The organism is Corynebacterium belfantii, assembly GCF_041898185.1.
Lineage (GTDB): Bacteria > Actinomycetota > Actinomycetes > Mycobacteriales > Mycobacteriaceae > Corynebacterium > Corynebacterium belfantii.
In genome coordinates this window covers 1,159,725-1,173,412 of sequence record NZ_CP157823.1, presented here as the reverse complement: position 1 = coordinate 1,173,412, position 13,688 = coordinate 1,159,725, and the positions used below count along the sequence as shown (strand labels likewise).

General features: G+C 56.1%; 9 protein-coding genes and 2 pseudogenes. 1 reads left to right on the top strand and 10 read right to left on the bottom strand.

The genetic code is table 11. The annotated features are described in order from the left end of the window. Positions 1-38: 38 nt before the first annotated feature. From ABMV07_RS06005 to ABMV07_RS05965, 9 genes and pseudogenes are all read right to left on the bottom strand, one after another. Positions 39-1,157 (bottom strand): alcohol dehydrogenase catalytic domain-containing protein, encoded by a 1,119-nt coding sequence (locus tag ABMV07_RS06005; protein WP_196978003.1) that lies wholly within the window; start codon positions 1,155-1,157, stop codon positions 39-41. Positions 1,158-1,270: 113 nt separating this feature from the next. Then, positions 1,271-3,154: a helix-turn-helix domain-containing protein gene (locus ABMV07_RS06000; protein ID WP_327785911.1), complete on the bottom strand. Its 1,884-nt coding sequence runs from the start codon at positions 3,152-3,154 to the stop codon at positions 1,271-1,273. A gap of 209 nt (positions 3,155-3,363) precedes the next feature. Next, positions 3,364-3,480: pseudogene (locus ABMV07_RS05995) on the bottom strand (FAD-binding oxidoreductase); the annotation flags it as partial. 122 nt (positions 3,481-3,602) lie between these two features. Continuing rightward, positions 3,603-3,755 carry a hypothetical protein gene (locus ABMV07_RS05990; protein ID WP_196978002.1) on the bottom strand — a complete coding sequence of 51 codons (153 nt, stop codon included), beginning with the start codon at positions 3,753-3,755 and terminating at the stop codon, positions 3,603-3,605. 11 nt (positions 3,756-3,766) lie between these two features. Then, a pseudogene (locus tag ABMV07_RS05985) lies at positions 3,767-5,103 on the bottom strand (GntP family transporter). A 2-nt stretch (positions 5,104-5,105) separates the two neighbouring features. Beyond that, the gene (locus tag ABMV07_RS05980; RefSeq protein WP_196978001.1) at positions 5,106-6,002 is read right to left on the bottom strand and encodes an NAD(P)-dependent oxidoreductase; all 897 of its coding nucleotides are present in this window, start codon (positions 6,000-6,002) and stop codon (positions 5,106-5,108) included. A gap of 68 nt (positions 6,003-6,070) precedes the next feature. After that, positions 6,071-7,522, bottom strand: coding sequence for a four-carbon acid sugar kinase family protein (locus tag ABMV07_RS05975; protein WP_374064969.1), 1,452 nt, complete (start codon positions 7,520-7,522; stop codon positions 6,071-6,073). Positions 7,523-7,724: 202 nt separating this feature from the next. Next, positions 7,725-8,423, bottom strand: a complete 699-nt coding sequence (locus ABMV07_RS05970; RefSeq protein WP_049063023.1) for a FadR/GntR family transcriptional regulator — start codon at positions 8,421-8,423, stop codon at positions 7,725-7,727. A 342-nt stretch (positions 8,424-8,765) separates the two neighbouring features. Continuing rightward, entirely contained in the window at positions 8,766-9,962 is a 1,197-nt protein-coding gene (locus ABMV07_RS05965) for an FAD-binding oxidoreductase (RefSeq protein ID WP_199327879.1), read from the bottom strand. A 545-nt stretch (positions 9,963-10,507) separates the two neighbouring features. On the opposite strand from ABMV07_RS05965, the gene ABMV07_RS05960 reads away from it, so the two are divergent. Continuing rightward, a complete protein-coding gene (locus tag ABMV07_RS05960; RefSeq protein ID WP_374064146.1) occupies positions 10,508-12,049 on the top strand; it encodes an IS1634 family transposase in 1,542 nt (513 codons plus the stop codon). Between the two features lie 163 nt (positions 12,050-12,212). Here the strand turns inward: ABMV07_RS05960 and ABMV07_RS05955 are convergent, their stop codons facing one another. Continuing rightward, the gene (locus ABMV07_RS05955; protein WP_088268231.1) at positions 12,213-13,586 is read right to left on the bottom strand and encodes a DHA2 family efflux MFS transporter permease subunit; all 1,374 of its coding nucleotides are present in this window, start codon (positions 13,584-13,586) and stop codon (positions 12,213-12,215) included. Between the last annotated feature and the right edge of the window lie 102 nt (positions 13,587-13,688).

Sequence of the window (13,688 nt, the reverse complement as noted above, 5' to 3'; positions counted from 1 at the left end):
GAGGTTGGCGAACGCCCCGAGCTGGGGCTGGACGAGAATTAGTCGAACTCGATGATCTGACGCAGCGCCACGCCCTCAGAGAGGTTGTCCATGGCCTGGTTGATATCGGCAAGCTTGATGTGGCTGGAGATGAGGCCTTCAGCGTTGAGCTTGCCGTCGCGCCAGAGCTGCTCGTACTTCGGGATGTCCTTGCTCGGGACGGAAGAACCGAGGTAGCAGCCATGGACGCGACGAGCCTCGCCGGTCATGACGAGCGGGTCGATGGTGATGGTGGAGCCCGGCGCCGGCAGACCGACGGTGACGGTCAGACCGCCCGGACCGGTGATCTTGTAGGCAGTTTCGAGAGCCTTGGGGTGACCGGCAGCCTCGACGACGGCCGTGAACTTCTTGCCGGAGGCTTCAGCCTCGGCCGGGGTCATGGCATCGGTGGCGCCAAGCTCGATGGCCTTGGCGCACTTGTCAGCCTGCATGTCGATGCCCACAATTTCCTTCACTCCGAGTGCTGCGGCGGTGATGATAGCGGACATGCCCACGCCACCGAGGCCGACAACGGCGATGGAATCTTCCGGCTTCGGGTCAATCTCGTTGAGGATGGCGCCGCCACCCGTGAGGATGGCGCAGCCAAAGATGGCGGCGATGTCGGCCGGGACATCAGCACCGATGGGGACAACGGAGAGCTCAGAAACGACCGCGTGCGTAGCGAAGCCGGAGACACCGAGGTGGTGCTGGACGGTCTCGCCGTTGCGGGTGAGGTGGCGGGTACCGCGGATGAGCGTGCCCTCGTTGTTGGTCTTGGAACCGACCTCGCACGGCATCTTTCCGTCGGTCTTGCAGCCATCGCACTCGCCGCAGCGCGGGAGGAAGGTCATGACGACATGGTCGCCGACCTTCACCTTGCTCACACCGGGACCGACTTCTTCGACGACGCCAGCGGACTCGTGGCCGAGCAGCATAGGCAGCGGGCGCGGACGGTTGTTGTTCACCACGGACAGGTCCGAGTGGCAGATGCCGGCCGCGGTGATCTTGACCAGGATTTCACCTTCGCCAGGCGCGGTGAGCTCAAGCTCGCTGATGGAAATCGGCTGCGAATCCGCGTAGGGACGCGCGGCATCCGAGCGCTCGAGCACAGCGCCCTGGATGGTGATGGTGTCAGACATGTGGACTCCTTCAAGGTTGTGTGATGTGCAACTCAATCTAGTCAGAATCCAAAAGGACACCAGAGGTTTCCCTAGGAGAATAATCCACCATTCAGTGTGGTGGGTGTGTAAATCTACACATCCGTGTGGCTGCGGCCTCGCGCTAGCGCACGAATCCGGAGCGCAAGCTGGGTGTCGAGGCTTCGCTCCCCTGTTGCCCAATCCTCACCAAGAACACGGCTAATGCGCTCGAGGCGCTGGCGCACGGTATTAACGTGGAGATACAACTCGCGTGCGGTTCCGGGAATGCTGTGTCCGCTCAAGAAGAACTGGTAGGCCGTCGCCTCGAGCTCCGTGTCATGCGCAGCGTCGTACTCAACAAGCGCGCCCACACTACGCCGTACGAGCGTCGCCAGTGCACTCGGGTCCGCTCCCAGGATGAGCCCCACGGCACCGAGCGTTTCTTCGGTGACGAGCTCGCCGCTCATCCCCAATGTAATCGCAGCATCGAGGTACGCCATCGCCGAATCGTGTGCCTCGTGTGCCTCCGTCACACCGGCAACGGGTGCGGCCGCCACGAAGACGGGCGCGGACGACTCCGCGACGAGCCGACGCACGGACGTTGCGACATCCCTATCCGGTTGAAAGAGCACGCAGTAATGCTGCTCATGACGCGTGACTGCCGATGCCCCATCGAGCAGCCCATCCAGACGCATCCGGGACAGTGCCGGGTCGGCGCAGTTGACGCCGAGAAAATACAGCGACTCTGGTTGCGCGAGGTCGATGCCTGCCAGCCGTTTGAGACGCAACGCCTCTTCGTTTCCGGCGGTGCCCACTGCGACGGAGTAAACAAGGTCATCAACCTTGCGCGCGGTGGCATCGACCAGCGCCTCGTTGAAGAGAGCGATGGCGGCGAAAGCCGCGGAGGCATGCCCCACGACGCGCAGCTCCACGTCGTTAATATCTTTGGGCACGCAGATCGCCCCAAGGAAACGCCCACGGAACTCGACCGGAAGCACGCTGCGATTATCCACGCTCCACGTGTTGTTGTGCTTGCGTGCCGCGGCGATGGCATCCGCCCACTCGTCGCGCGTGCCATCGCCCACGAAGGTGGATGATTCTTCTAGCCACAACTCGACCTGCACACCCAAGAACTCGGTAAGCACCTCCGCAAGTTCCTCGAACCGTGCATCGCCGATGAGAACTGCGAGCAGCCGGGAGTCGGCATCAGCAAGCTTGTGCAATTCCTCGACGTGGGTGCGCAGTTCCAACTGCGAACGGCTGAGCTTCGCGACAGACTCGCCCTGGGACTCGATGACGCGCGCGGTATCGAGCGCCACCGCCGTCATCGCGCCGAGGAGCTCGATAGCCATGATTTCATCGCGCGTGTAATGGCGCGGGTGGCGGTCGCCGACGAGCAACGCGCCCACGGTTTTGCCACTGATACGAATGGGCGCGCCCAAAATGCCTCGAATGCCTTCGGCTTCCACCGCCTCATCCACGTAATCGACGTGACTGACCTCCGGATCCTCGGCGTGATCATATGTCCAGGCGGGACGATTCGTGGCCGCCACAATGCCCAAGATGCCAGTGCCGATGGGCATGCGAATATTCCGAAAGTCCTCTGTCACAACGCCAGCCGTAGCAAGGATATTGGTAAACCCCGACTCGTCATCGTTAAGACTGATGTACCCAATGTGCGCGCCAATGATAGAGCGCGCATGGCGCACGATGGCGTCAAGCACGTCATTCGACGCGCGACCCGCATTGAGCATTTGCGAGACTTCCAAAATCTTCGTCGACATAACGCGCCACGTGCGGTTGGAATCGATGGTGTTTTCCAGCATGCGCAGCGCCGAAAGCTCGTCCTCCTGCAAGGGCGCGAGCAAATGATCAGGGATGGTCACCGAGCTGTTGAGTCTGCGCAGGATTTCACTCAATGCTGACACGGCGTACTCTTTTCCCTTCGCACACGACTGTGATGTGTGTCCATCTTGGCACACACAGGGACTACGCACTGGCGTTTTCGCAGGCCCACGTCAGGCGTGCCGAGAGCTGGCGCTTTCGACACATTCCCAACCAATGTCGACTCCGGGCTGCTACATGCTCTCGCTTGAACGGGCCTGACCCCCGAAAAGTGGACACGTCGGGGGTCAGGCCTAGGCGCGCCGTTGGAAGATTCCTACGACGCCCCTTTCGGTTCAAAGACGATGAAGCTCATCTTCGACTAGCGCAGCGGGTCAAAGTCCTCAATCTCCGGCAGGGTCTCCCCTGTCTCGATGAGGTGGGCCAGTGCGCGGCCGGAGGCTGGGCCGAGGACGACGCCCCACATGCCGTGGCCGCCCTGACTTAGTTCATTGACGGGTGCATGATCCGGTTAATGAGGGACTCTGCGGTGACTTGGTTGGGTATAAATATGTCCCAGTCACTCGCGCCGGTCTGTGAGATTTCCTCGAAGGGTGTGCCCTAGCCGTTGCGAACGGCGCCTTCGGCCTCATGGACAAAGCCCTCGGCCTCCAGCTCGTATTTGAAGTCGATGATGAACGGGCTTCCTCGTCCATCCACGAGTCGACACCGCCGTCGACCACCTCGTCGTAGACGTCGAAAGGTAAAAGGCATCTACCGGTTTCTTAAACGATGGCGTAAACGCCCCACGTCAGAAGGAATCCGGTTACTCCGAATACAGTCGAAAGAAGTGTCCACGACTTAAGCCCCTGTTTCACTGACATCCCCAAGTACTTGGTAACAATCCAGAAACCAGAGTCATTGATGTGCGATAGACCAAGAGCACCAAAACCGATTGTCAACATGACCAACGAAGTCTGAGCAGTGCTAAGACCGGCATCAATAATCGGCTGATTAATCAAACCCGCCGTTGTAAGCATCGCTACCGTAGCGGATCCTTGTGACGCGCGAAGTGCCAGCGAGAGCAAGAACGCCATGAGAATCAACGGCATATGTGCGTTCACAAGGATGTCTGATAGAACTTTTCCAATACCGGATTCCACGAGAACGTTGGCGAAGCCACCGCCAGCACCAGTGACAAAAATAATGACCGCCACTGCCGGAAGCGCTGAATCCATAACGCTGGCTCCCCGTTCGAGGTTCCAATGCTGCTGGCGACCGATGAAGAACCACGCAACGATCACAGCTATCAGGAGCGCGACCGGAGAGCTGCCAATGAAGCTTACGAAAGCATTCACCGTCGTACCTTCTTTTGTCAGCATCGCACCGGTAGTTCCCACCATGATCAGAACAATCGGAAGTAGGATCAGACCGAGGATGAGAAACGGCGACGGTGCCACTCCAGTCGGGCCCATGTCCTCGAGCTCGACAGGAGACTTGTCGCGCTCAATCTTCTCAACTTTCAGTAGCTTGGCTGCAAAGAAACCGATCGCAGTAGTGATTGCCGCGATGGGCAAACCAAACGTAAGCATCATGCCCACATCCGAGTCTAAGACCCCAGCTACCGCGACTGGTCCCGGGTGCGGTGGAAGCGTGACATGGACAGTTAACAACGCGCCAGCAACCGGCAGACCGATCTTGAGAGGATTTTGCTTGGCTACCGCCGAAAATCCAAATATTATCGGCGCGAGAATAATGAATCCAACGTCGAAAAATACGGGGATGCCTAGGATGAACGCAGCAAGCGTCACCGCGCCGGCGACTTTTGCGGGACCAAGACGAGTCGTAAAGTATTGAGCAACCGCCTCCGCACCACCGGATACCTCTATCATCTTGCCGAGCATGGCACCAAGGCCGACCACGACAATTACTGATCCAAGCGTTTTCCGACACCGTCGGTAACGGTGGAAACCGCGTCTCCTAAAGGGATACCGGAGCACAAAGCGGTGGCGATAGATACACCGATTAAAGCCACGAAGGCCGGTACCCGTAGCCAAATCACGAGCAATAGAAGGACCGCGACTGCTACGACGCCGAGTCCTAGGAGCGCCATGCCCGTCACGGTTATGCGTCCTGTGCCTTGGCCGGAGCCACGATACGGATAATTGAGGAATCATCCATAGCACCTTGTCCACGGACAAGGCCAGCGAGGTACTGCTGTTCAGCAGCTGCCGCAAGCGGCACACCAATTCCCGCCTTCTTGGCTGCAGCAGTCACAATACCCATGTCCTTAACAAAAATATCCAGGCGACTCTTCACCTCAGCCCCGTCACCGTCATAAGCCTCCAGCATTCGCTGGCCACGATCGCCGAGCATGAACGAGGAAGCAGCGCCGCTCATCAATGCATCAAGTGCCGCGGCTGGGTCAAGCCCCAAACGGTCCGCGAGAGCTAGAGCCTCTCCTGCAGCAGCTATGTGTACGCCACACAAGAGCTGATTGACAGTCTTTAGCGCCTGCCCTTTACCTGGGGCATCTCCAACGATGACCAAGTTAGAAGCCATCTCTTCCAGTACCGGACGAATCTGTTCTACGACGGTAGGTTCTGCGCCAGCTGTCACCAGCAAGTCGCCTTCTCCTGCGCGGACTGGACCACCAGAAACCGGAGCATCCACGATGTTCAGGCCGATTTCTTTTAGCCTTTTTGCGGCATTTTCGACAGCTTCGATACCGACTGTAGAAGTCAACAGCACTACAGCACCCGGGGTCATGTGGGAAGCAATATCTCCGTCACCGAAGAGGGCATCATGAAGCTGTGCTTCGTTTCGGACGGCGAGAAGAACGACATCCGCGCCCTCGGCGGCATCTGAAGCGTTTGTATAGGTCTCGATACCGGCGGCCTTAGCGAGCTCCAGACGCGGTTGAGCGATGTCGACGCCTCGAACCGTGAAACTCTTGGCAAGATTCGTGGCCATAGGAAGTCCCATAGCTCCCATGCCGACGACAGTAACAGTGAAAGACATTGTATTCTCCTAAAAAGTGTTGAGATAATTGCTTATTTGCGTAGAGACCCAGTTAGAGCATCGAAAGACTAACTGGAAGTACTCGCAGACAACGTGTCCACGACCTCAGCAAGCGACGTATCTGTTCCGACATTGCCTGCGAAGACAATGTACGGGACACCGGTCGCCGGACCTTCCTGGGTGGTCCAGAGTGAGATGATGCCGGGTTGCATTGGTCCGATGACTATCGCACGAGTCATTTCGAGTCCCTTGGAAGCCACATCCGATGAGGTGATTCCGCCTTTGGCGATAACGAAGCGTGGAGTAACTCGGTGAACGACTTGATTTACGGTGCCGACTAAGGCAGCAGAGACGGCACGGGCGATGGCGAGCGATTCGTCGCCATCTTCGCCCTTAACCAGTTCACGGGAGGTATGAAACACAACGTTTCCAGCGGCCAGCTTGGCAGTGACGGTATCAACAAGCTCTGCGAGATAGACTTCGCTCCCGTCACTCAAGACACGGCGAACGTCGAGCTCGACCACGGCAGGATTGTTCCTCTCGAGAAGTTGATGAAGCTGTCGTGTCGTCGTTGGCACGTGAGACCCCACCACGATGAGTCCGCCCTCTGCAAATTCTCCTTGCGTGGAGGAATGTCGTGCTGCTTCTATCCGTGCCGGGGTCAACGGGGCCGGAACATCCTGACCAATTCGAGCTCGGACAAAAGGAGGGCCGACGCGGTAAATGAAGTGCTTCCCTTGCGCCTCTGCTTTGATGAGCCCGAGCGAGAGCAGTCGTAAATCATCCTCCGTCACAATGTCTGGGACGACAGGCTGGCGATCGTTTGCTTGGACAAGAACCTCAGCGATTGCGTCAGCACCGGCGCGGATCACGTTCAAATCAAGACGTAGTACTTGGGTTGCTTTCACTGCACCGCTAGTCTTCTCTTCAATCCACTCAGGGAGGCGGGAGTTGGTATAACCGAAGGTCGCGTCTTCCGCAAACTCGGTCTCGCCCACCGGCTTGAAGCCTTCTGCAGCACTCCCCGCGTAATGAGTTGAACCGACCGTAATACGACCAGCATCTCCGAAAGCCGGGACAATAACGAACCCATCGACGGTCGCACCATGAGCTTCAACTTTGTCGGCGAGGGTATCTGGCTCAAGCAGGTAGTGCCCACGCAATGTCGAATCGCTGCGTGAAACGAATGAGATACTAATGCCACGAGCATCGGCAGCCGCGAAAGCAGCATCAGCGACTTCCCTATTGATAGCCTCCGCGTCGACTGGTGCCAATGAACGAGAATTGGTCATGACGTAAATGGCTGGTGCATTTTGCTCAAATGCCCATGCAAGATCAGCTTCAGTCCAGCGCGTCAATACCGGTAAGCCCGCAACGGATTGCGTACCAGTTGGATCATCATCCAAGATAATCAACACTTGATGCGGGGCAGCATCCACGGCTTCACGTACCTCATCTGCAGAAACCTCGACGCCTGATGCGTAGTCTGCTGTAATCTCCGCAAGTGATTGGATGGTCACTCTAACTCCTTAGTGCTTAGACCTCTGAGGACTTGAGATTAAGACTAATGCTCGTGGCAGGCGCAGGGAAGGACTTTTCCGTTTTTCACCCCCGCCAACCCCGCTGCATCAAAGGGTTAAGTACGGTGAAACACTACGTAAACAGCCGATTGTCGTTACAAACGTTCCTCTTGCAAACGGCCAATGGTGGCCCCCAAATGGGTTAATATTCTCCCACGAACCGCTGCAAATCATCAAAAGTCTGCGCCATATGCGCGCGCATCGCGTTCTTTGCTCCTTCTTCATCACTTGCCTTGATTGCAGAATAAATTCGGCGATGATGTTCTTGCGCACGTTCGGCGACCTCCGATACTGCGCTTGTCCGCAGGCGTGATGCCGCCAGCTCCCCCTCGAGAGGGATCATAAGCGCAGTAACGACAGGGTTCTTGGTGGCTTCAAAAACTGCATTGTGGAATTCAACGTCAGATTTCGCTATGCCAGCGACATCATGAGCTTCCAAGGCCGCGTCATAAGCATCAAGTGCCGTCTGCATTCGATCTAAATCACTATCCTCAGCGCGCGCTGCTGCATGACCGCAAGAACCAACTTCGATCATTCGACGCACCTCGGTGAGGTGGAAACCAACTTCACCGGGAGATAATGTTCGAGAAATGAAGTCGACGCGGCTGCGCACATCGCTCCAATGATCAAGCGGAGCAACGAAAGTACCTCGGCCATGGACTACTTCCAGCACTCCACGATCTGCAAGTGTGCGGACGACCTCACGCATTGTTGGGCGCGAAACGTCAAGAAACTCCGCTAGCTTCGCTTCACCCGGAATCGCTTGTCCTAGCTCGAATTCTTTGTCAGCAATAGCTTGCATTATACGATCAACGCCCTGAGTGACACGGTCCTTACGCATGATGACAATCTCCCCTACACTGCAGTCTTCTAAGGTTTGCGTCCAATGACAACAACTACTTATCCATCATACAAACAGCTCCTCAGAGGACCTGGGTTTCCGTCTAGTTGTTGAAAGGTGCATCCCTCTTCACACCTCGCACACACTTCTAAATTGGCGCAGGCGAGTCTCCTCCGCTGAGTTTGCCGGATAAGATGGTGCCCTACTCAAGCTCAGTCCTCGTGTCTTCCGGAACGGCTGTCATGACAGCAGTCGCATGATTTGTCAGATTAAGATCTAACTTCCGGAGCAATGTCAAAGAACACCGAAGCTTGCGCGGTGAAGTCGATGGCAACTTGCCTACTAACGCAACGGATCAAAATCCCTTATCTCCGGCAGCGTCTCGCCCGTCTCGATGAGGTGAGCGAGGGCGCGGCCGGAAGCTGGGCCGAGGACAACGCCCCACATGCCATGGCCGCCGGAGACGTAAACGTTCGGTGCCTTGGTTGCGCCGATGAGGGGCAGGCCGTCTGGGGTGACTGGACGGCTGCCCACCCATTCGTCCTGGCGGTCATCGAAATTGATGCCAGTGAACATCTCACTCGCGTGCTTGATCATGGACTGCACGCGCTTTGGATCGAATGGCGCATCCGCGTCGCGGAACTCCATGGTTCCGGCGATGCGGAAACGGCCCTGGTACGGGGTGCAGGCAAGACGCTGGGCTGGCAGGTAGACCGGATAGTCGATGGAATTATCGCCGGTGTCGACGCTGAAAGAGTAGCCGCGGCCTGCTTGTACGCGGGTACGCACGCCAAGGCGGCGAGCGAGCTTCGGCAGCCATGCACCAGTTGCGATAACCACGTTGTCCGCCTGCAGGCGCTCACCCGTGGAGAGCTCAACTACTGGCTTGCGGGTGGACTGGACATCCACCACGGAAGCGCCGGTGCGGATTTCGACGCCGCGGGAGCGGAGGGCGTCGGCAAGCTTGTGGCAGAAGGGGCCCGGCTCAAAGTAGCGCTGGTTGCCCAGCTTGAATACGAGGTTCACAGAGTCAGACAGGTGTGGGACAAAGTCGCGAGGATTGGAAATTTCCTCGAAAGGCACTTCCTGGCCGTGGCGTACGGCGCCTTCGACCTCTTCGATGAAGCCGGCGGCCTCAGCCTCGTTTTTGAAGGCGATGATAAATGGGCTGTCCTTAGTCCAGGATTCCACGCCACCCTCAACGAGCTCGTCGTATGCGCCCAACGCCGTCAGGTTGATGGGAGTCAGCGCCTTCATGGTGCGGTCCCAGGCGCGCTGGTTCGCGTTCGCCATGAAACGCACACCGAAGTCCACGACCTTGGGGTCCGGAACCAGCGGCACGTGCAGTGCTGCGTTCGGGTCGAGGAATGCCTGAGGGGTGTAGCGCCACAGCTCACGATTTGCCAGCGGGATGGTCTTGCCTGGGCTCAACCAACCGGCGTTGCCCCACGAGGAGCCGGCTGCCACGCCGTCGCGGTCAATGACCGTGACCTCGTGTCCGGCTTTACGCAGGAACCAGGCGGTGGACAAACCCACCATGCCCGCGCCGATAACGATTGAATGATTTGCCACCACTTTCTGCTCCTTAAATAGTCACGGTTTTAGCCAGTCCATTCATTGGCACAGGCTAGGTTCTATGTCACATATTAAGACAATTGTGGGAAATGCTACTACATCCCATAGACCGCGACACCCGTTATGAATAGGCACAGTTAAATAACCAGAAACATTAGAAAGCTGAGCAAGAATGAGCGGTGACAATAATTAAATAGCGCCTCCCTATTAGCTCTAGAAATCTCGAAACTTGGGCCCAAGGTAAGGAATGGCAAATAAGCGAATCGGCTTGACCCAAGCACCGAAGGCTGAAGCAAAGAGGAGCAGACATGAAGGACATCAAGGTCAATCGACTCATCACCCTGCTTCTGGGAATCGCTCCAGCCACCGGCGAAGTGATGAGACCTGACTTGGCTCATTTTGGTGTGTTGTAGTTCATATTGACGTTTCTGCCTGTGGGGTTGGGTATCAGAGTGCGGGTTTTGTCTGACTAAGCGGGTAGCGGTGGGGGTGCCGGTAGGCTGTTGAATATGTCACCGAGTATCCGCCGGGTCCCGACGGCGTCGGGTGCGACCGCTGTTCAAATCATCTGGCGGTACCGCAACCGCAAACCTGAAATCGAACACGTCGGCTCCGCCCATACCGACCACGATCTCGCAGCGCTGATGGTCAAGGCTCAGCGGCTTGTCGATGGCGAGCAAATTTCACTTGACCTCAAAGTGTTGCCTTCTGCGGTTGCTGTGTCTGGAACAGGCACGGTTGATAATCCCGTCACGGTATCCGGTGAACGCGCAGGTCTTCTCCTAGACGCGATTCGCGGGGCCTTCCAACTCCTTGGCCTGGATACGGCAAGCGGCAAGGACGAGGTGTTTTTCAACCTGGTCCAAGCCCGTATTATCTCGCCGGGTTCCAAGTTTGATTCCATTGAAACTCTGGCAGAAGTCGGCGTGGCCTCGGCTTCATACGCGACTATAAAGCGCTACCTTCCGCGGTATGCCGACAAAGACTTCCGCGACCAGATAACCCACGCGCTAGCCACACACGCGGCCATTGGTCCTGGTGTGATGGTTCTCTACGATGTGACAACCTTGTATTTTGAAACTGACGTGCCCGACGAGCTACGCAAACCCGGGTTTAGTAAAGAACGCCGACTCGAACCCCAGATCACTGTCGGGATGCTCACCGACTCCACCGGCTTGCCCTTGGCGATCGGCGCGTTTGAAGGCAATCGTGCGGAAACGCACACCATGTTGCCAATGATCCTGCGTCTTAAAGACGCCTACCACCTTGACGACATCACGATTGTTGCTGATGCTGGCATGTTTTCAGCCGCCAACAAGACCGCGATTATCGATGCCGGGTTGGACTACATTCTGGGCACGAAAGAACGCGAAATCCCAGAACCAATTAAAGCCTGGCTAGATGCAGCGGAAGGGCGCAGCTACACCGACTACGACGACGGACACATCTGGACCCACCGTCACCACAGCGACAAACGCCGCACCAGCGGCAAACCGCAGGCAGTGACCTATTACCAGTATTCCTACGATAGGGCTCGGCGCACAAGGCGCGGCATCGGCGAACAACTAGATAAAGCCCAGCGTGCTGTTGACGGAAAGATACCCGTCAAGCGGAATCGATACGTCAACCTCAAGGCCCCGAATAAGCAGGTCAACCACACCCTAGCCAACAAGCACCTAACCCTGGCCGGGATTAAAGGATACGAGACCTCACGCACAGACTTAAAACCCCAGGAAGTCATCGGTGCCTACCGGCGCCTGTTCACGATCGAGAAATCGTTCCGAATGGCGAAATCAGACCTGAAAGCCCGACCGATTTATCACCGTAAAGAAGACTCCATCCACGCACACCTAACCATTGTGATGGCCGCGATGGCCACAGGCCACGTGTTGGAACAAGCCACGGGCCTGTCGTTGAAGCGATTAGTGCGAACCCTGAAGAAATACCGGACGTTTACCGTCGAAATCGCAGGCCAGACCCTCCATGCACAAACCGACCTGCCCGCTGACATCCGCGAACTCACCGAAAAGCTGCCCCAACCGTCTGACTAAATTGAGCCAAGTCAGGTCAGACAAAACCCGCACTCTGATACCCAACCCCACAGGCAGAAACGTCAATATGAACTACAACACACCAAAATGAGCCAAGTCAGGAAGCCTCACTACCAAGCTCTCATTGAGAACGATAGTGAGGCCTTTCTTTTTAAAAACACGACTAACGGCGTGGCTTATTTTGGGCCAACATCGCAGAAACAAATCCAACCGCTAGCACCACCGCGCCGAGAATAATCGACTGCCCATATGCAGCACTCATATCCCCCGCCATAATGCGCCACTGCAATACTGCACCGATCGCAGCAGAACCAATCACAGAACCAATCTGTCGTGTCGTGTTATATACGCCAGATCCCACGCCCATGTGATGAATAGGCAAATCACGCATGGTCGACGTAGAGTTTGGCGACCACACAAAAGCATTACCCAATCCATAAACGATAAACGCTGGAACTAACCACCACAGATTGACATCAATAATCATGACCGCTGCGATCAAAGCAAGCCCCACAGCCATCGTAGAAAAACCAAAACCTGCCAATTTGCTAGTCGAATAATGATCAGACCAGTGGCCGATGAGTGGGGAGAAAAACGCCGAAATCAATGCTTGGGGCATCATAAACAAACCAGCCTGCAGCGGAGTTAAGGAGTGAACCTGCTGAAGGTACAGCATGATCGGAAGCGGAGTACCAGCAATAGTAAAGCCCATCGCAGCAATACCAATGTTTCCAAGAGAAAAGTTTCGTACATGGAAAAGAGAAAGTGGCATAAGCGCATCTTTTCCCTTGGCTTCTGCACGATTTTGCTGGTACGCAAACAGTACGCCCACCGCAATGCCGACAACCATGACAACCCAAATCCACCATGCCCAGCCAGCAGATTCACCTTGTTGCAACGCAAACACCAACGCAAAAACAGAAACGACTGAAAGCACCATGCTCAAACCGTCGATACTGCGCTCAGTTGGCTTAAAACGCGGAACAAAGCGGGCAACAGCAAATACAGACACAACGCCGATAGGCACGTTGATGAAAAAGATCCACTGCCAACCGGCCCAAGCAGTGATAAACCCACCTAAGATCGGGCCAGCAAGGCTAGCAATTCCGGCAACACTGCCCCAGATTCCTAGCGCCGCACCACGACGTTCGCAAGCAAACACACGGTTGATCACGCTCATAGTCTGTGGCGTCAACATAGATGCACCGATACCCTGAACCGTACGGGCACTAATTAGCATCATCATATTTGGCGCAAAACCACAGGCAAGAGAACTAAGCGTAAAGATCACCATGCCAATGATGTAAATATTCTTGGGGCCGAACCGATCCCCTAGTCGCCCTGTGATAAGCAAAGGTACAGCGAAAGTCAGTAAATAGGACGATGTCAGCCAGATAACCTCGTTGTAGGAGGCATGAAGATCCGCTTGCAGCGCAGGAGTAGCAACAGCAACAATGGTTTGATCCAAAAGGATCATGAAAAACCCAATACACAATGCAATTAGTGCAGGCCATGCCTCTTTTTCTGGCAACGGCATGGTGGGATACTGAGTGTCAGATTTAGTTGCTGTACTCAACGTCTACCTCCTAGTTTCACAATTGACTGGAAACACAATACACCTAAAAATAGTAGACTTGTC